The 19,880-nt window shown below is 59.5% G+C and carries 13 protein-coding genes and 1 rRNA gene; 7 read left to right on the top strand and 7 right to left on the bottom strand.

Translation table 11 applies throughout. The features are described from left to right. Window positions 1-7 precede the first annotated feature (7 nt). Window positions 8-235, bottom strand: coding sequence for an FmdB family zinc ribbon protein (locus tag Mal15_RS16795; protein WP_147868823.1), 228 nt, complete (start codon window positions 233-235; stop codon window positions 8-10). A gap of 439 nt (window positions 236-674) precedes the next feature. Between Mal15_RS16795 and Mal15_RS16790 the strand changes: the two genes are divergently transcribed. Together Mal15_RS16790 and Mal15_RS16785 are read left to right on the top strand one after the other, a co-directional pair. Then, window positions 675-1,346 carry an NAD(P)H-hydrate epimerase gene (locus Mal15_RS16790; RefSeq protein ID WP_147868822.1) on the top strand — a complete coding sequence of 224 codons (672 nt, stop codon included), beginning with the start codon at window positions 675-677 and terminating at the stop codon, window positions 1,344-1,346. 50 nt (window positions 1,347-1,396) lie between these two features. After that, window positions 1,397-2,401 carry an SMP-30/gluconolactonase/LRE family protein gene (locus tag Mal15_RS16785; protein WP_147868821.1) on the top strand — a complete coding sequence of 335 codons (1,005 nt, stop codon included), beginning with the start codon at window positions 1,397-1,399 and terminating at the stop codon, window positions 2,399-2,401. 78 nt (window positions 2,402-2,479) lie between these two features. On the opposite strand, the gene Mal15_RS16780 is transcribed toward Mal15_RS16785, so the two are convergent. Beyond that, complete coding sequence (locus Mal15_RS16780) at window positions 2,480-6,457, bottom strand: ATP-binding protein (protein WP_167546861.1); 3,978 nt, start codon at window positions 6,455-6,457, stop codon at window positions 2,480-2,482. A gap of 115 nt (window positions 6,458-6,572) precedes the next feature. Here Mal15_RS16780 and Mal15_RS16775 point away from each other — a divergent pair, with 115 nt between their 5' ends. Next, window positions 6,573-6,953, top strand: coding sequence for a response regulator (locus tag Mal15_RS16775; protein WP_147868819.1), 381 nt, complete (start codon window positions 6,573-6,575; stop codon window positions 6,951-6,953). Window positions 6,954-7,759: 806 nt separating this feature from the next. Here Mal15_RS16775 and Mal15_RS16770 read toward each other — a convergent pair. After that, window positions 7,760-9,289, bottom strand: a 16S ribosomal RNA gene (locus tag Mal15_RS16770). A gap of 762 nt (window positions 9,290-10,051) precedes the next feature. Here Mal15_RS16770 and Mal15_RS16765 point away from each other — a divergent pair. After that, window positions 10,052-11,899 carry an ATP-binding protein gene (locus tag Mal15_RS16765; RefSeq protein ID WP_233903503.1) on the top strand — a complete coding sequence of 616 codons (1,848 nt, stop codon included), beginning with the start codon at window positions 10,052-10,054 and terminating at the stop codon, window positions 11,897-11,899. 23 nt (window positions 11,900-11,922) lie between these two features. On the opposite strand, the gene Mal15_RS16760 is transcribed toward Mal15_RS16765, so the two are convergent. Further along, window positions 11,923-12,336, bottom strand: a complete 414-nt coding sequence (locus Mal15_RS16760; protein ID WP_147868818.1) for a PEGA domain-containing protein — start codon at window positions 12,334-12,336, stop codon at window positions 11,923-11,925. Window positions 12,337-12,929: 593 nt separating this feature from the next. Between Mal15_RS16760 and Mal15_RS16755 the strand changes: the two genes are divergently transcribed. Continuing rightward, window positions 12,930-13,301: a hypothetical protein gene (locus Mal15_RS16755; RefSeq protein ID WP_147868817.1), complete on the top strand. Its 372-nt coding sequence runs from the start codon at window positions 12,930-12,932 to the stop codon at window positions 13,299-13,301. A gap of 41 nt (window positions 13,302-13,342) precedes the next feature. Here the strand turns inward: Mal15_RS16755 and Mal15_RS16750 are convergent, their stop codons facing one another. Beyond that, window positions 13,343-14,260, bottom strand: coding sequence for an NHL repeat-containing protein (locus Mal15_RS16750; protein ID WP_147868816.1), 918 nt, complete (start codon window positions 14,258-14,260; stop codon window positions 13,343-13,345). Window positions 14,261-14,545: 285 nt separating this feature from the next. Here Mal15_RS16750 and Mal15_RS16745 point away from each other — a divergent pair, with 285 nt between their 5' ends. Beyond that, window positions 14,546-15,895 carry a DUF6666 family protein gene (locus Mal15_RS16745; protein ID WP_147868815.1) on the top strand — a complete coding sequence of 450 codons (1,350 nt, stop codon included), beginning with the start codon at window positions 14,546-14,548 and terminating at the stop codon, window positions 15,893-15,895. Between the two features lie 79 nt (window positions 15,896-15,974). Here Mal15_RS16745 and Mal15_RS16740 read toward each other — a convergent pair whose 3' ends face one another. Beyond that, the gene (locus Mal15_RS16740) at window positions 15,975-17,411 is read right to left on the bottom strand and encodes a multiheme c-type cytochrome (protein WP_147868814.1); all 1,437 of its coding nucleotides are present in this window, start codon (window positions 17,409-17,411) and stop codon (window positions 15,975-15,977) included. A gap of 7 nt (window positions 17,412-17,418) precedes the next feature. Then, window positions 17,419-19,182, bottom strand: coding sequence for an ArnT family glycosyltransferase (locus Mal15_RS16735; RefSeq protein WP_233903502.1), 1,764 nt, complete (start codon window positions 19,180-19,182; stop codon window positions 17,419-17,421). 325 nt (window positions 19,183-19,507) lie between these two features. Here Mal15_RS16735 and Mal15_RS34135 point away from each other — a divergent pair, with 325 nt between their 5' ends. Next, entirely contained in the window at window positions 19,508-19,678 is a 171-nt protein-coding gene (locus Mal15_RS34135; protein WP_167546860.1) for a hypothetical protein, read from the top strand. Window positions 19,679-19,880: the final 202 nt, after the last annotated feature.

The following is a 19,880-nucleotide window of genomic DNA, read 5'->3' as shown; positions in this document are numbered from 1 at the left end:
GCAATTTTTATTGGCAGATCCCGCCACAGCATCGTGGGGCCCCGCACGATTGGCCGTCGGATGCCATCGGCAGCGAGCCGCCGGAGCCTTTCATGTTGGGGGCGGACGGGGCGCTCATCAATCGCGTCAGCTTCTTGTTCCCACATTCAGGGCAGGCGACCTGCTCTTGGGATGACCGGACGAGCAACTCGACGGACTGGTCGCATTTGGAACATTCGTATTCGTATAGTGGCATGGTTTTGCCTCAGGAGTGGTGGAATGTTTGGGCAGGAGTGGTGGGATGGTGACGGGGCCGCTCGCTCACGCTTCCCGCCGGCATGACGGGGGCCGCTCGCTGACGCTTCCCGCTGGCATTTGTTGCCAGCACGTGGCGTGAGCCAGTGGCCCGCGTCTGTGCCGGGAAAGTCGCTCGACTAGCGGGGCCCGTTCACTGACCGGCCGGTTGATTTAATCCGATTACACGTGGGATCAGCCGTTTCGCGCAAGCGTACGGGCCTCCAATACCAAGAAAACGCACTGGCGCCCGTCGGCTCGCGCCAAACGGCTGATTAAATCAACAGGCCGCGACGCTTCCCGCCGGCATTTGGGATCCGATATGATTCTTCTGTTTCGACATTATTGTTGATCCACACCGTGGCTTTGGCAACGGGAAATCAAGGCGCGAGGAGCATGGTATGAAACGAGAGGACGTTCGCCGGGTCGACCAGATCGCGATCGGAACCTATGGCATCTCCGGATTGGTGCTGATGGAGAATGCCGGCCGCGGTGCGGCTGAGCACATCGCTGCCCTGCATCACGGTTCGGGCGCTGACGTCAAACGCCCCGTCTGCATCCTTTGCGGTCCGGGAAACAACGGGGGCGACGGTTATGTCATCGCCCGCCACCTGGAATTGCTCGGGTTCCCGGTCCGCATCGTCTCACTGGTCCCGACCGATCGTTTAACCGGCGACGCGTTTGCCAACGCGGCGATCGCAATGAAAGCCGGGTTGCCGATCCAGGTTGCCAGGTCTGCCGAAGATCTGGAGCAACTGCTCGTGGACGACGAAATCGTTGTGGACTGTCTGCTGGGAACGGGGGCGACCGGGGCACCGCGGGGGCTGTATGCCGACGCGGTCACCGTCGCCAACGCTCGGCGAGGGGTGCGAGTTGCGATCGATTTGCCGACCGGGCTGGACTGTGATACCGGCATCCCCTCGGACGTCACCTTCCGTGCCGACATGACCGTCACCTTCGTGGCCCAAAAAGACGGGTTTTCGAATTCCGAAGCGAAACCCTGGCTGGGGACGATTCATGTCGTCGGGATCGGCGTGCCCAAAATGCTGTTGATGGAGTTTGGCGTCGCCTAATCTGCTGGCATGCTTATCACCACGCCGTGTTCGATGTATGGTGCCGATCCATGGTGTCGAAGATTCCCCGTCCCGCCCGCGCGATTCGCCGAGGTTTGATTGTGCCCGAAGTCATCGAAGCAACTCCACTGAACGTTCCCGATTCGGACGCCCTGCGATTCCTTCCCGAAGGGCCCTATCAAGTTGCCCCGGGCGTTTTTTCCTGGGTGGGGATTCAGCACGGCGCATCTGCGACCCATGGCAGTTTGAACCGTTACGACTTTGACAGCGGGGCCAACGTTTCACAGGATTTGCCCGGGCGACCGGGGTTTGCGTTCCCGTGTCAAACGCCGAATCGATTTGTCGTCGGCTGCGAGCGGTCGCTGGGGTACTTCGACGTCGTCTCGGGTGACTGGAAACCCTTTTGCGACACCATCGATCAGGATGTGACCAACACCATCATCAATGATGGACTGCCGTTGGAAGACAACTTGATCTTCGGCACCAAAGACTTGGAGTTCGCGACCAAGAAGGCCGGGTTGTACTTGTATCGTGGACGTGATCAGAAACTGATCCGACTACGTGACGACCAGATCTGCAGCAACGGCAAGGCGACGATCGTGGATGCAGATCGATTGTCGTTGATCGACATCGATTCGCCGACCCGCCAAGTCGTTCGTTATGGTTTGGACATCGATCGTGGAACCTTGTCCGCACCGGAAGTCGTGTTGGACCTGACCTCCGACCCGGCCGTTCCCGACGGAGCGATTTTGACTCCGGACGGGATGGGGTTGATCGTGGCGATGTTCCTCCCGCAATCGGCCGCGTTCGGGGAAACCCGACTGTATGACATGGCCAGCGGAGAGTGCCGCAAGGTTTGGCGGACGCCGCTGTCACCCCAGAACACGTGCCCGGCGTTGGTTCAGCACGCCGGGAAACTGAAGCTGGTGATCACCACGGCCGTCGAAAACATGACCGCCGACGATCAAGCGGTTTGTTCGAATGCCGGCAAGATCTTCGTCGCCGACAGCGGATTTGATGCCGCGAAATGGAAATCCCCTGTTTTCCGGGCGTAGTCAGCACTTGATTTTGCGGTCGGGCTGTCAACAGCGGTTCAAGATGAACCGGCTGCGGTGAGCGGCGTTCGGGGAACATTAAACACTCAACGAATCTGACTTGGGCACTTCGGAGAGGCCTTGTGAGGACGAGGGTGCTGCAGGATGGTCGTTCGCGGTGGGGAGCGTGAACTCGAACCACGCTCCGTCGGGAGAATCGATCGTGTACAGTTTGCCTCGGTGCGATTCAATGATCGAGCGACTGATCGCCAACCCCATTCCCATCCCATGTGTTTTGGTGGTCACAAAGGTTTGAAAGATCTCTTCGGCCCGCTCTTTAGGGATGCCGGGGCCGGAATCGATCACCGACACCTTGAGTGAATTCTGGTCGGCGACGGCGGTGATCTTGAGCGTCCGGTTCACGACGGCGGGATCGTCCATCGCGTCGACGGCGTTGCGAATCAAGTTGACCAGTACCTGCTCGATCTGAACACGGTCGGCGTAGGCCCGCGGAAGATCTTCTGGGATCTCGACACGCAAGTCTTCAACCACCGATCGCGTCTGGTATTCACACAACGCCAACGATTCAAAGACTGCGGACTCCAGGTCGAATGCCGCAAGATTGCTTCCCGGGCGACCGAATCGACGCAAACTGTTGACGATCTTGTTGATGCGTTGGGTTTGTTCTTTGATCCGCGCGATCCATTGACGCACGTTCTCGTTGTCCTGGTCGCTGTTCTGCCCACGATCCTGGCCGCTGTCTCCGTCTTCCTGCTCGCGTTCCAACAGCAACAGGGATGCCGATGAGAAATTGGCGATTGTCGCCAGTGGTTGATTGATCTCGTGCGAGATCCCGGCGACCATTTCACCGAGCGCCGAAACCCTCGCCAAATGCGCCAGTTCCAACTCCTTTTCACTCAGTCGATTCTGGGCGAGTCGCAAGTCGGTAATGTCATTGCCGACGACTTGGTATCCGAGTCGGTTTCCGACCTGGTCGGACAACACGCGACAATGCCATTGTTCCCATCGCAGTTGGCCGTCATGGCCTTGGTAGGAGACGGTCGAGTTGCCATGTTGCATTCCCGGTTTAACACCCGCAATCACCCTTCGCAGTCGGTCGACGGCGTCGGCGGGTAACGTCGCAATCGCGGTCTGGCCTAAAACGCGATTGGCGCGGAGGTAGGCGGAGTTGACGAACGTGACTTGCCGGTCGGCGTCGAAGCGGACGATGTATTCGCTCTGATCTTCCACGATGGACCGATACTGCACTTCGCTGGCGTGAAGCTGCTGATTGGCCTCGCGTAGCTCGCGTGTCCGCTGGGCCACGCGGCTTTCCAGGTTTTGGTTTACGCGTTGCAGGTCTTGTTCGGCCAACAGCAATTTGCGATTGCTGGTTCGCAGCGATGCCTCGCGCCGAAAGACGCGTCCGGTTTGGATGATCGCCAATCCGAACAGGATCGCCATCACCACCCACAATCCTTGAAACCAGCTCTGCTGCCAGAGGGCTGGTAAGACTTCAAACGTGATCACAGCCGGCGTCGCGTCAATGTTGAAATCGGCATCGCGGGCCCGGACGCGTACGTGATGGGTGCCGACGGGCAGGTCCCGAAAGCTGACCTGGGCGTTCGGTGAAAACGCACTCCACGGCCGGTCGTCCAAACGCCAGGAGTACGTCAATTGGTCGCGAGGGGTGGTGTCCAGGTAGTCGGTGCCGCTCCAGGACAACGAGACGATTTCGCCGAACTTGTTTTCAGAAGCCGAGCGATCGAGGATCGTTTCGGGCGGTCGGCGATCGGGCCGATAATGATACGTCGTGAATCGCTCGCGCAGCGAGCCCAGGTCGCTCAGCGGGATTCCTTGGGACAGGTCGCGGGTCATGTACGACAACCCCGACGCGTTGAACCAGTATTGTTCGCCCTGGCCTTGGTGCAATCCGCCATAATCGGTTTCATAGGCCAACTCGGGCGGCAGTGACGCTTTGCCCCAGGTCTGGCCGTCGAAGCGATCGAAACCCGCCGGAGTGCCGATCATGACATTTGCCCCGGGCAGCGTCAGAAGGCTCTTGATCCGGTTATTGCTGATCCCGCTTGATTCGTCGTAGGCGATGGCCTCGTACTCCGAATCACCTCGGGTGCGGGCATTCAGCTTCACCACGCCCTTGCTGCGCGTGCCGATCCACAGATTCCCAAAAGAGTCATTGCACAAGGCGTCGGAGAATCCTCGCGCGAGCAGCGGAACGTTCGACGGCGAACCGAACCGGTCATCCGGTCGGATCTCAACGAGCGACGGTCCGGCGAACCAAACCGATCCGTCACGTGTTTGTGCGATCCCGTAGACGAAATCCAGTCGGTTGGTCGGTGGGAAATGTTTCCAGTTTGTCCCGTCGAATCGCAGCACACCGCCCCGCTCGCCTTCTTGGACCTGTTGGTTGACGGCCGCACCGAACCAAAGTCGCTGCTCGCGATCCTCGAACACCGCCCGTCGATCGACGGCCCACGAGAGTTCTGGATGCAGGTGGCGTTCCCAGCGACCGCCGACCATCCGTGCGGTCGAGGCAACACCGTCATGGCTGCCGGCCGCCCACACGTCGCCGCTCTTCGTCGCGATGACGCGCAGCGGTTGGGTCATCAGCCCATCGGATGCATCGTATTGTTGCCAACGTTCACCCTGACGACGCACGACGGCCAATCGGTCGGTCAGGAACCACTCGGTGTCGTTGTCACCACTGTCTTGGAAAACCAGTCCCTGGTACGACGTCCAGCGTTTGCCTTGCGGCTCCATCCGAAGAGCGATCGAGCCCTTGCCGGCGATCCAGACCGCACCATCGGACATGCGTTTGACGATCGTGTCGTTTCCGAAGATGCCATAGTCTCGCAAATTGTGGTCGACCACCCGGCCGCCGGTTTCGACCGACAGCACGGCGCCGTTGGTTCCAACCAACAGCGAACCGTCATCGGCCGATTCGATCGATGAACCGAGCGCTCGCGGCAGGTCGACCACGGTCCAACGCGTGCCGTCGTAACGAATCAGCGATTCGGTCGCCGTGTTGCGACCGACCGCTGCGACTCCTTCGGTCGTCGCCGCAATGCTGGGCATCGCCACGACCGGAAGGTTGTGCTGGCGGGTGTGATTGGTCCATGTCGCAGCCCCAGTTTGATCGCGGTGCAGCGAATAGATTCTTCCCAGGCGAGTGGCAAACCAGACGGTACCGTGAGGGTCGACCACGATCCGCAACGGGCGAAATCGTTGGTACCTGCCTTCGATCGATTCGCACTCCAACTCCAGTTCGGTCACCTCGTCGCTGTCATACGGCAGCACTTTCAGCCGAATCCGTGTGCCGGGTGAATCTTCAAGTTCACGTTGGTAAACCGAGCGGCGAGGCTCGCCGTCGATGCCGACGATCCGGTCTCCGACGCGGATCCCCGCGTTGTCCGCGGGACCGTTTTCGGCAACCGCGACGATGGCGTTTTCATCGACCGCTTGTCCGTACACACAGACACCCAGCCCGGCACGCCAGTGGACAGCCTCGGAGGCGGCGACGGTTTCGATCTCAATCGAATCGTCAAGCTTTTGGTCCTGAAGGTGGCGTCCGATCTCGGGTGTTGTGAACAGTCGGATCCTTTGCCACAAAACGTCGGCTGACGCCGGGCCGTTGCCGTGCAATTCAACGGCGCCCAAATCGGTCGATGCCCAAAGCGTCCCATCGGGGCCGGCTGCTAAATCTTCGATCACCCAGGCGCGACGGTCCGACGTCGGAAACACTTTGCGAAAGCCACCGCCGTTTAACACGTGGACCGAAGACCGTGTGGCGGCATAGAATTGAGTTCCCGCCTGTGCGAAAGCGATTGCCGGCCCCGGCAGATCGGTCGATGCACTAAATTCGTCCCAGTGCAAACCGTCAAAGCGGACCGCACCGGCGGCGACGCCAAACCAGATCGCGCCCCCGGAGTCCTCTGCGATGCATTTCAGTTCTCGTCCCTTCAATTGAGGGAACGCCCGAATCCGCCATGATTCCGACCAGGGGTCAACGTACCGCGGTCGATAAGGTTCTGCTTGCAGCGCAACGCAGTTGGACACCGCATGCAGTGCGGCGAGTAAGTAGACTAAGTAAACAGAAATCCGACCCACAACCTGACGTCCGCGTCAAAAATGAAAATTCGTCCGCTGAGATGATGATACGGAGGGATGATCGTTGTCCGTAGAGAAACAAGCCCGCATCGTCATTGTGGAAGATGACCCAGACGTCCGGGATTCGCTCTGCGCGATTATAGCGGCGCTCGGCCACCAGTGTGTCGCCTTTGAGTCGGCCGAAAGTACCCTTGCCTATCACGAGTTGGGGCAGTGCGACTGCCTGTTGGTGGATTTTAATCTTCCTGGAATGAGCGGAACGGATTTCCTGCAAGAGCTACAGCAGGCCGGTGACCCACCCCCCGCGTGCCTGTACACCGGTCGCGTCGACCCGCGGATCCACGACGCGGCGGCCGGTTTGAAGAACACCATGGTGTTGGAGAAGGGCAACGATTCGATGTCGATCGTTACACACTTGCAGCGTTTGCTTGACAAGTCGGAGTGACAGGGAGCGACGCCGGTGTGGATCCCGGCGGTGGCGGGCTAGCGACGAGAGGACCAATGTGACGTAGAGGACACATCGGACCGAGATGTGAAGGGGAACCGCTGGTGTCCTGTCAGTCGCATCGGCCCCATTGGTCCTCTCTTCCGACCCTCCCTGCCACCAACCTCAATTGGTGCCACCCACCAAATTCAACCTCAATTGGTGCCACCCACCAAATTCGCAACGCCCCAAGCCAATTAGTGCCACCCATCAAATCGGAGCCAATTGGTGCCACCCATCAAATCGGAGCCAATTGGTGCCACCCATCAAATCGGTGATGGCGGCTGGTGCTGCGGATGCTAGCAAGGTCTCGGATGGGGCGTGGTTTGTGGGTGGCACCAATTGGGGCGGGGGCATGGTTTGTGGGTGGCACCATTCGGGCGAGGTGCTAGCAAGGTCGCGGGCGGGATCCGCGGTGGGGCACTGAGGGGAATAGGACCAATGGGACATAGGGGACACATGGGACCGAGGTGTGGTGGCGGACGGTGGCGTCCTCTCGGTCGCATCGGTCCTATTGGTCCTCTCTCCCCACACGCCCAGTCACCACCACATGCCCGATCGCTCCCAACTCCCAACTCCCAACTCCCAACCGGCCCGAGCGCGCACGAAAAAACCCGCTTCGGCTGGCGACAGTCCGAAGCGGGCTTTCGTGAGTCTTTGGTGGTGAAATGAATCTGACGATTCTCTGTTGAGTCGTTTGCGAGACCACTTCCACGGATTCGATTCCCACTGTCACCAGTGGAGAACCTATTTCTAAGAATCCTTAGAAAGGAGGTGATCCAGCCGCAGGTTCCCCTACGGCTACCTTGTTACGACTTAGTCCCAATCGTCGAGCTGACCTTCGGCGCCTGCGTGATTGCTCTTCGCTCAGCGACTTCGGGCCCTCCCAACTTTCGTGGCTTGACGGGCGGTGTGTACAAGGCTCAGGAACACATTCACCGTAGTATGCTGACCTACGATTACTAGCGATTCCGGCTTCATGCAGGCGAGTTGCAGCCTGCAATCCGAACTGAGGCACGGTTTTTGGGATTTGCTCCACCTCGCGGCTTTGCGTCCATTTGTCCGTACCATTGTAGGACGTGTGCAGCCCTAGACATAAAGGCCATGAGGACTTGACGTCATCCCCACCTTCCTCCGGTTTGACACCGGCAGTCTCTCTAGAGTCCCCGGCATTACCCGCTGGCAACTAGAGATAAGGGTTTCGCTCGTTAAGGGACTTAACCCGACATCTCACGACACGAGCTGACGACAGCCATGCAGCACCTGTGCAAGAGCTCCCCGAAGGGCACTCTCTACTTTCATAGAGACTCTCAAGCATGTCAAATCTAGGATAAGGTTCTTCGCGTATCCTCGAATTAAGCCACATCCGCCACCGCTTGTGTGAGCCCCCGTCAATTCCTTTGAGTTTCAGCCTTGCGACCATACTCCCCAGGCGGAACACTTAACGCTTTCGCTACGGCCGAGAGGATGTGGAAGTCCCCTCAACCCAGTGTTCATCGTTTACGGCTAGGACTACCGGGGTATCTAATCCCGTTCGCTACCCTAGCTTTCGTGCCTCAGCGTCAGTAAAGACCCAGTGTTGCGCCTTCGCCACCGGTGTTCCCTATGATATCAACGCATTTCACCGCTCCACCATAAGTTCCCAACACCCCTGTCTTCCTCAAGCTTGGGGGTTTGCGACGCAATTCCACGGTTGAGCCGTGGGCTTTCACATCACACCTACCAAGCCGCCTACGCACGCTTTAAGCCCAGTGATACCGAATAACGTTTGGACGGTTCGTCTTACCGCGGCTGCTGGCACGAACTTAGCCCGTCCTTCCTCTGAAGATCGGTCAAGACCTGCTCTGCACAGGTCCTTCCTTCCAACTGACAGCGGTTTACAACCCGAGGGCCTTCATCCCGCACGCGGCGTCGCTCGGTCAGACTTTCGTCCATTGCCGAAGATTCTCGACTGCAGCCACCCGTAGGTGTCTGGGCAGTGTCTCAGTCCCAGTGAGCCGGGCCATGCTCTCACACCCGGTAACCATCGCTGCCTTGGTGAGCCATTACCTCACCAACAAGCTAATAGTATGCGGTCCAATCCAAGGGCGGAATCTCACCTTTGATCCGAAGATGTCATCCAGTATTACCGCCAGTTTCCCGACGCTATCCTGGACCCCTGGGCATGTAACCACACGTTACTCTCCCTTTCGCCGCTGTCCGAATTTAATGCAAGCAAAAAATTCTTCTCGCACGACTTGCATGCCTAATCCACGCCGCCAACGTTCATTCTGAGCCAGGATCAAACCCTTCAATTTTGTATTGCATCACAGAGCGACCAAAGCCACTCTGGGAAAATCAAAGTTAAAACCGAAAGTTCAATTCTGCTCCGGGCCGCTCGGTTACGCGGCCCAGCGATTCGCCATTTTTCGCTGCACTTGAAAAGGCGGGGCATTAGGAACCCGCCACAAGCACAGCAAAGCGATCTCGCAACTGCTGAACTCAACAGAAGTTTCACCACCAAATTGTCAATGATCGGTTGGATGCGGGAGAAGCGACTCGCGTCGCTCGCCCTCACCAAGGAGGCGGAAAGATAGGGGCGGGCTCGCTGATTGACAAGAGGCATCGGTGAAATTTTTGAAAATTAATCGCGAGCCCCGGTTTTTGGCAGGCTAATTGCCCTGCGGGCCGGTCTCCTTGGTCGACGTTTCCGGGACGCTGCCTGGGACAGTCCTGCGTGTTGTTCCGTGCGATCGCCGTTCCGGGCTCATCGCTCGAAGGGCTCCCAACGACGCCCCGGAAGGGACGTCGTAGCAAATCACCCCCGCGACGCCCCGGAAGGGACGTCGTACCACATCACCCCCGCGACGCCCCGGAAGGGACGTCGTACACATCGTCCCGGACGACCCGAAGGGTTGAGGGAACTTCGCCACCACGGCGATCGACATGCGATGACTGGTTTAATCCGAAAGGTCCGATGATTGGAAGAGTCGCCCTGGTGTCAGTCCGATACCGAAGAAGCGGCGTGTCCCGTTGGTCTTACCCGCCGACTACTTTCCAATTTCGAAGGTCACTTCTCGATGTCATTTACGCCTCCTTCTGCCGGCAGCGGCGCGGATGCAGATAGCCAACTGGATGCACTGATCTCTCGAATTCAATCGTTGACCGGTGGCGATGGGGCCGCCCAGGGAGCGAAGCAGCCGCCTAATCAGCCACAAAAGCCGGCGCAGGCCGCTGCGCCGCCACAGGGTGCCAGCGGGCCGGGGCCGGCCGCATCGGTGGGCCAACCGGCAGCGGCTGCCAACACGCCCGCTCCGCCGCGGAGAACGCCGCCGGCCGCATTGCCCGATGGCCCCCAACCGGCCCAGCGAGCGCCGGTGCCGCAGCGCCCCGCACCGCAACGCCCTGCAACCCCCGGCAATGCGGCTCCCGGATCACCACCGGTCGGTGGCGATCGGGCAGTCTCGGCACCGGGGGCTCCGGCCAGACCGTCGCGCCCGGCGACCCCGCAAGCCGCCGCAGCAGCAGGCGCCGGCAAATCAACGTCGGGCGGTTCGCCCAAGTCGTCGGATGCCCCCGCGGCCGAAGCGGCCGGCGGCCCCAAGCAATCGCTGGGCGGAGGCGTCGAGATCCCGGCGGGACCGCTCGGATTTGAACCATCGCGTGACGAGGCCTGGCGGCCGGTCGAGCCGGAGTCGATGGAGAAGGCGGGGATCAACGAGTCGATTTTGGAGGCGATCATGTATCGCTTTCTGTTGACCGCCGGTGAGTCGGAAGGCCGCAAGATTGCCGATCAGGTCAAAGTCCCATTTCGGTTGGTCGAACCGATTTTGACGCGAATGAAGATGGAGCAGAACATCGCCTACAAGAACGCGACGGCGACGAATGATTACGTCTATGTTCTAACGGAAACGGGTCGCCAAATCGCCCGCAACCACAACTCCGACTGCACCTATTTCGGCGCTTGCCCGGTCCGTTTGGAGGACTACATCAAGAGCGTCCGCTACCAGACCATCGAAGGCCAGTACCCCAAAAAAGCGGACCTGGTGCGGGCCTTCAGTGACCTGCTGATCAACCCGAAAATGCTCAATCGACTCGGCCCGGCGATCGCCAGCGGCCGGGGGATGTTCCTGTTCGGGTTTCCCGGTAACGGCAAGACGTCGATCGCCGAGCGGGTGACCGGCGCGTTCGGAAAGTACATCTGGATCCCGCGCAGCGTGGACATCGACGGCGACGTGTTGCGGGTGTTCGATCCGATGAACCACGTGCTGGCGATGCCCGAGGAAAACACGGGGCTGTTGGACATCGGTGGATTCGACAAACGCTGGGTCCGCATCGAGCGGCCGACGATCATCGCCGGTGGTGAATTAACGATGGACATGCTGGAGGTGCTCTGCAACGCCGACACGAACATCAGCGAATCCCCGTTGCAGCTGAAAAGCAACTGCGGCACGCTGGTCATCGACGACTTCGGTCGTCAAAAAATGCGCGTCGACGAGTTGCTTAACCGTTGGATCATCCCGCTGGAAAAACGCTATGACTTTCTGAACATGGCCAGTGGGAAAAAGATCCAGGTCCCGTTTGACCAGTTGGTGATTTTCAGCACCAACCTGGAACCGAAGGACTTGGTCGATGATGCGTTCTTGCGCCGGATCCCGTACAAGATCGAGGTCGAGAACCCGCCGGAGCAGGACTTTCGAAAACTGTTCGAAATCATGTGCCGGGTCACCAAGATGCCCTACAACCCCGAAGCGATCGACTACTTGATCAAGACACACTATCTGCCGGTCGGGCGGCCGTTCCGAAACTGCCAGCCACGTGACCTGCTGCTGCAAGTCCGCAATTTTTGCCTGTACAACGACTTGGAGCTCGAGCTGAAAAACGAGTACTTCGACTTCGCCTGCGACAACTACTTCTCGGTGATGTAGCGGTCGGGGCGATTGCGGCGAGTCTATTGCCGGGGGGCGGTGACGATTCCCGAGTTGGATTGCTGGCGCAGTCCGTCGGCTCGGGCGATGATTTCTTCGGACGCAGGAAGCGTCTTGGGGACCAACGTGACATCGATGATGCGCTCGTCACGGATTTCGCCGGGCCACAAGGTTTCGGCGACAAAATCGATGCCCGGCCATTGGTACCATGGCGGGTTGAAGCGACGCCGGATCGTTTCGGTGCGATAGCCGTCCGCCTCCACACGAAATTCTCGTGTTCCGTAGTAGACGAACGGTGTGGACGCGGGAGAGGCCCCGATCACCTGGTTATCGACCGACACCATCGCTCCGGGAGGGTTGGTGCGGACGGTCATCCGCCGACGGACACAGCCCACGCTCGCCTGGCAAAAACACGTCGCTGCCAGAATGAACAACATTCGGCGACTTTTGTGGTGCGTGGGCATTGGCATGCGAAACAGGACTCTCGGCGAACGGGGAAATCGGGCGCACTGCCGTAGTAACAAGTTTTGCGGTCGCTGTTCCAGTCCAATCGGAAATGCCAGGCCGATGGCGGCGGGCTGCTGCTGCAAAGAACGCGGCGATGGGACCAAATAGGACATTGACGACACATACGTCAAAGCTTGTCCTCGTTTCCAGGCTCTGCCTGGGCTGCGCCATGTCCGTGTGGCTCTGCCACACTCGGTGTGCGGATCGCGAGGCGGTGCCTGCGACTGCAGTGTGTTCTCAGGCAGAGCCTGGGAACAAGTGAATCTGTCCCATTGGGGGGCGAATCCGTCCTTGCGGGTGGAAAGATGGGCGTTGGTGCGACGGCGCGACCCGTCGGGCAGCTGATTTCGACTCGCTATCACCGCAAGAACCGTCAAAAGGCACATCGATTGCAGCGATAATTTGGAATTTGGGCGACTTGCACAAACCTTGTTGATGAGCAAGACTTCGCCAATCAGATTGATGTCGCCCCCCGTATCAGCGGCATCAAACGATACACCCCCTTCTACTGTAGGAAACCCCAATGAAAGGTCTTCGAGTTTTCGCGGCTTGCACTGCGTTGCTGATCGGATCACTGGCCGCCGTGAACGCGTCGGCTGGTTGTTGCGAACCTGCACCCGCCCCTTGCTGCGCCCCCGCCCCTGTTTGCTGTCCGCCGCCGGTTTGCTGCCCGCCCCCGCCGGTCGAAGTGACGTTCTGCGCTGTCGATCCTTGCACGGGCTGCAAGTACCCCGTCACCGTTTGCGTTGACGCCTGCTGTGCCGGCCAAGTTCCCTGTTACGTCGGTTGCCGCAAAGGCCTGTTCGGCCGCAAGATCTTGACGTACAAGTTCGAGTGCGGCGAGTGCGTCGACGTGGTGATCACCAAGCACGGCCGCGTGATCGTTCGCGACTGAGTCGAAGTCGCCTCAATCATCCACCGGGGCTGTCGGTCCCGCTAGAAAACAGGTTCAACCGCTTTGGTCTTCCGATCGAAGCGGTAAACCTGTTTTTTCTTTGGGTCGGCGACATACAGGGACGTTTCGTCCGCGGTGATGCCGACCGGTCCGGCCAGCGGTTCGCCTTCGAACCATTTCTCGGTCGTCCCGTCGGCTGCGAATCGCCAAATCGCCTTGCCGTAGACATCGGTGACAAAGCCTTCTTCGCCCGCCCAGACCAGGCCGCCGGGAAATTGATAGGGACGGCCGTCGACGACGGTTTCGGCGGAATTGTTGGCGACGTCGATCTTCTGAACCGCCGCGGCGTCGGGGGTCACCGCCCACAGATTGCCGGCGTCATCAAACGACAGCCCCCGTGCATTGACGCGTGCGACCAGTTCGGGTTTTCCGCCGCTGATCGGCAGACGAAACACGGCGCGGCGTTCCGCGTCACCGACATAGATCGTTTGCCCGGACGCATCGACGGCGATCGCCATCGGAATGCCCAGGTAACCATTATTCAACGCGATCAGTTGCGGGCCCGCTTGGGGGGCGTGGTAGATCTCGCGGGTGGCCGAATCGCCGATCAGGATGCCGCCTGCGGGATGCGCCGTCACACACCAAGGTGCGTTCATGGGCTTACGCAAAAGCGGGGTTCCGGGCGTGAACAGTTCGAATTCCTCGCCTTCCTGAATCCAAATGCCCGGCAGAAATCGATCGACGACCAGCAATTTGCCGTCCACCAGTGCTACGTCGCGGGGGTAATCCACCGCCGCGGTCGCAGGATCGACCGGCTCGGGGACCTCGACCGTTTGCGGCCTCCCCGCCGTGTCGGCGCTCCCTGAGTCGGCAGCCGCCGTGTCGGCGGGCGCCTTCTCCTCCGCCGCGTCATCTTCAGCGGTCTCCGCTGTCGCGGCATCGTCTTGTGCCTGGGCCATCGGGACGGCGGCTAAATGCAGACCAACCGCCAGCGCTACTGGCAGGATGATGAGGTGGCAAGGAATTCCGATTGCGCAAAGTTTTCTAATGATCACGATTAGGGGTGCCGAACATAAAACCAAGAGATGTACCGAGAAGCGGTTTCTGATTTCGCAACGCCTCCCAGCGGAAAGATTTGGAACATGATAACGTCAAGCCACTCCATTACGCGGGTCTTGCATGGTGGAAACACGTCGAGTCCTCGAAAAATGTTCGACTCCGGACGGTGCGGGCGAATTTGCGTCATGGCGTGTCCGGTGATGCTCGTTTGGGGGCTCTTGCTGTGCTGCTCCGCCGCGACGGCTCGGGGCCCGGCGGCGACGGCTCGGGGTCCCGCGGCGACCGGCGAAGGTGTGGTGCACGCGGCAGCCGACGTGTTTCAGAGCGATCGCGTGGACATGTCCGATGCGGTGCCGGTGCGCCGAAGTCGGCGTGATGTTTCGGTCTCGCACGCCGTTCATAACGGCGGCGAATTGAAGCAAGTGGCTTATTTCGACGGTGATTCCGGGTACGGTCCCGCCGTCTTCGAATCGACGTGCGGTTGTGAAACGGTTTGTGATTGCCCGGTCGGCGGAGGCTTTGCCGGCCCCGGTTGCGGCATCGAAGCGTCCTGCGGGTTCGAGCCTGCGTGTGGGACCGAGGTGTGGGGCGAACCGAGCTGCGGTTGTGACGGCGTCGGCTGTGATGCCTGTTGCGACGGCTACGATCCGACGTGTGGATGCAATGCGTGTTGTGGCGGCATCGGGGGATTCATCGATTGCCTGTTTCCACGGCTGAGAATCCAGTGGGCGCAATTGGATCTGTTTGCCGGCGTGGCCGGGCACACCGGACCGATGAATTTTGCCAACATCAGTGCGACGGGAACCGATCGTCGTGGGACGGGCAGTTTCGGATTCTATGAGGGATTCAACAAAGGCGTCGGACTGCGGTTTTTCGGCACCGACATGGCTTGGCAATCCGGCGTGCGTTTCACCCAGAACAACCTTTCCGGTGCCGGGTTTACTGACGAGACGCGTGGTCAGATCTTTTTGACCAGCGGCATTTTCCGGACGGTGGACTATGGGTTCCAATACGGTCTGGTGCTGGATTACTTGTACGAGGATTGGTACTACCGTAGCGATTTGGTCCAACTGCGTGGTGAACTCGGTTGGGTCAACCGGGGCTGCAACGTGTTCGGGTTGAAGTTCGCAGTGGGAGTCGATGACGACACGGCCACGACCAGCGTTCTAAACAACAGCGGCGCCGTGGTTCGCAACGACATCGAGCTGGAAGCGATGACGCAGTACCGGCTGTTCTATCGCCACCGCCTGGCACGGCTGGGCTCTTGCGAGGGCTTCGTCGGCTGGACGGACAACGACGATGGATTGTTGGGCATGGAGCTGGATCTGCCGGTTCACGGCAACTTGTTGTGGAACACTTCGGCAACCTACCTGATCCCCAACGAAGGCACCGGCAGCGGTGGCAATCAAGAAGAGGGCTGGAATCTGGCGATCGGGTTCACCTACCGTCCCGGCGGGCTGGGCGCCCAATCACGCTACTCGCGTCCGCTGTTGAAGGTGGCTGACAACGGATTGATGATGGTGGATCGGAAGTAGCAGCAGTTGCCGGGTGTCAGCAAGACGTTGCGTCATCATTCCGCCCCGAATGGTTGTTCCAAATCGCGTCAGAGATCCGTCAGGGTGATTGCTGCGATCGAAGAAAGTCTTGGGTCGCGGCGGCGTCGACGCGAATGTAGTGGTCGCGCAGCGGCGGGAAAATCTTGCCTTGCTCGGTGTTGATGTGCAGGTTCCCCGAGCCTTTTGGCATGTGGCAGTCGATGCAGTTGTCGCCCAGATTCAGACCTGTCGGATTGGGAAACGTGCAGTGCTGTGTTTCGTGGCAAGAAAGACAACGTTCGGAGAAGAGTTGGACTTGTCCGCGTTCGTTGTGATGGGGATTGTGGCATTCGACGCAGGCCATGTCTGACGCTTGGAAGCATCGGCTCATCGCCAGTCTGGCCGATTGATTGCTGGCGTGCACCTGATTGTCGGTTTGGGATTCATCCAGCATGGTGTAGTGGTCTTCCAGGCGGTCGCCGGGCCGGAATTGAAAGGGCCGGCGGTTGCCCAGCTGTTTGTTGGAGGTATGGCACTGGCCGCAGACGTCCATCTGTTGTTGCCGTGTCAGCTTGCTGGGGACGGAGATGTGCCGAGCCTGTTTGGCATCGGGATTGGCCTGGTGGTATTGGACGTGTTGCTTTCCGGGGCGGTGGCATCGTTCGCAGGAGATCCCGACGATCAGCGATTGGGGCGTGTACCGATTAGGCATTTCGCGGACGTCGATGTAGGTCGAGTGACAATCGATGCATCCGGGCAGGATGGGGCGGGCGAATGCGGCATCGCCGTCGACGTATCCGGGGCTGTTGATCCATCGGTTTCCGTCGCCCAGGCAGGAACAGTTCAGCTGATAAAGCTTGTCGCCGCTCCAGTAGGCATAGGTTTCGGCGATATTCGACGATCCGAACGTCAAGTGAATGGGGACGTCAAATTGCCAGCCGAAGAACGACGTTCGTTGCAGCGGCACGCCATCACGTTCGATCATCTGAAAGGACACGCCGACCGTGCCGGTGTTCAACTCGTTTTGTCCCGGCTGGAACGATCCGATGATGTCGTCGGGGTCCGCATGTCGACTGGTGCGGTAATGGGCGGTTTCGACAAACGAATCGTATTGCCGGGCATGACATTCCTTGCAAGCGTCCGCGCCCAGAAAGCCCGGATTGGTATGGACCGGTGCATCGGTTGACGGCGGTGTGGGGAGTTGGCCGGGTTGAAACGGCACCTCGGCCCGATGGGTTAATTTCCGGTCGGCAACGACCCAATGGTCAAATGACGGATCGATTTCGGAGACCAGGTGAGCGGGGACGGGTTGGCCGCGTCCGGATTTCCGGAGCAGGTCCAGGTCGGTGGCCTGGGCGAGCCTGTCGTCTTCCGCTGCCGAATCGATCTGTCGTTGACGCCTCAGGAGTACATCGGCATCGATTTCATTGTTGCGTCCTTTTCGGGTCAGGAAGAGGTACCCGACCAAGCACGCGGTGCCGGTGATGGCGATCAGGATCCGCTTTTGATTCGTCATGCGGTCGTCATTGGTTGGATGAAGGGGACGGATCCTTCCCGGTGCGCCGCATCCCCTTCAAGGCGTTCTGGTTGGCCGGCATCAATTCGTAGGCGCGTTGATAGAAGCGAAAAGCGTCTTCACGGTGGCCGAGTCTTTCGAACGACGTCGCGGCGTGGTAATACACCTCGGTCAGCCGTTCGTCTAATTGTAGCGCGTGTTGATAGTGGCGTATCGCTTCGACGTCGTTTCCCGAAAGCGACAGTGCTCGAGCGAGATTGAAATGCGCTTCGGCGATCTCCGGGGATGCTTCCAATGCTTGTCGAAACAGTTGGATGCTTTGGCCCAGGTTGCCGGATTTCGCCGCTGCGATGCCGACGTTCATGCGGGAACTGGCTTCCAATCGGTTTTCGTCGTGGATCGTCACGTTGGCCAGGACCGCCGAAACCGCTCCGACCAGGGCCGCCGCGACCAAGCTGCGGTACTGACGGTTATGAAGCCGCGTGATGATTTCGACCGTCGCTGCCGCGGCGAGAGGCAACAGCAGCGGTACAAGCGGATGCCGGTAGCGTCCCAGGATGAAAAAAGCGACGACCGCGGCGATCATGGTTGCGATCAGCAGGTAATACACCCAAAGCGAACGCCAGCGGTCGATCGTCATCGCGATCCCGATGGCTCCCAGCGGGAACAAGATGCCGAAGTGCAGCAATTTGCCGAGTGCCAACAGCGGCACGGAGAATTCGCGATAGAACGCGAAGCTTTCCACGTCGGGGACTTCGTAATGATTGATCACCATCAGGGATTTGATCGCCATCAGTTGGAACCAATGCAGGTAGTCCTGTCGGATTTCCCCGATGGCTTTGCTCATCCAGAAACGGGAGACTTGCCGGGCGGAAAGCGGCTCTCCAGATTCCTGTTCGGCCAAGCGGATCGCATCACTTCGTTCGTAGAACGGTGTCTCATGTCCGGGAACCAAGGGCACGTAAACTCCGTTCGCACCGAGATTGTTGCCGATGTAAAAGTTGGGGCCGGCTTGGAACGTCGTTGGGGACCATTCGCCGCCGAGCGACGCATTGCGGGCGGCCACCGGCAACAGCACGATCGTCAATCCGGCCACATAGCCCAGCGCGAGTTTCCAGCGTTGTGATCGCTCGATGTCAGCGACGCCCGATTCAGGCCTGTCGGTTGGCGATTTCAGTCCCAGGACGATCCAGGCAAGTGGAATAGGAAACCACAGCAGCGCGTTTTCTCGCGTCACGATCAGCAGCGCCAAGCTGATGCCACACAGCATTGCAATGGTGATCCATGGCCGCTTGGTCAATTCGGTCAAAAAGAACAGAAAGCAGCACAGCAGGAACGACGCCAACGCGGCCTTTTGAATCAAGGCGTCGTAAAAGATGCTCGGCGGATACGCCGCCAACATGGCGGCAGCCACCAATCCGGCGCGGTCGCCGAACAAGCGACGGGAGGTCCAGCCGACGAGCAGCACCGAGACCGAACCGAGTGTGATCTGCGCCAGCCGAATCCCCAGGGCCGCAACGCCGAAACAGCTTTTCAGGATCGCCAAAAAATAGGGATACAGCGGAGCTTGATAGAACGTTTCCGAGCCGTACCAATTGCCTTGGGAGATTTGGAAGGCCCAATCAAGGTAGCCGCGACTGTCCCCGATCGGCTGATCAACGGTAGGGACTTGGCCGGTTTGCAGCACGTGCACCAAACGCAGGACGAACGCGATCACTGCGATCAACAACAGCCACCAATGAAATCTGGCGATGACTTGGGGGCGGTCCACAGAGGTTTCGTTGCCGGCCAAAGAAGCTTTCTCGTTGGGCTTGGGCGTCCTCTTCGCGGTCGTCGGTGAGGTTGTCTCCAAGTTCAATGGCCGTTTGGGTTCAATCGCGTGATGCTAACCGTCGGTTTTCCGCAATCGGTCAAAGACTAACCCGACGCAAAACCAGCGGCAACCATGACACCGAGTGGGCGCGGGCGAGCGTTTCCCGACCGACGGATCATCGCGAATCGGCGTTGGGGCATTTGGTTGCATCGGCGCGGGGGACGCGGCGTGCTAACCTGGGACCGGTTTGAAGATTCTTCACATTCCCTTGGAGTTTAGATTGATGAAGCGTTTATTTGGTGGTTTGCTTGTTGTGCTGGCTTCGGTAACCGTCCTGGTCGGCTGTGGCGGAAGTGAGCCTTCGACGACCGAAGAAACTCGAACAGAGCAACAGATCGAGCAGGAGAATGCTGATTACGAGGCGGAAATGGACGCTCCGGACGAGGGGGAGTGAGGCCGCTAACCCGAGCCGCTCTTAGGGCGTCGATTCCGGCGCCCGCATTGAGCTCGTTTGAGGAGCAACTCGCACGACGTGAGTGATTCTCGGCGAGCAGGTCGATCTTCGCGTCCATCGCGGTGCCGGTGCGATCGATTCGTGCAAAGTGCCGTGATTTGCGGGGCGTTTCTTCCACTGAACCGCCCGGCAGCAACAGCGG

The sequence above is a fragment of the Stieleria maiorica genome (assembly GCF_008035925.1).
In the GTDB taxonomy this organism is placed as follows: Bacteria; Planctomycetota; Planctomycetia; order Pirellulales; family Pirellulaceae; genus Stieleria; species Stieleria maiorica.
This window is presented reverse-complemented; position numbering and strand designations above follow the sequence as displayed.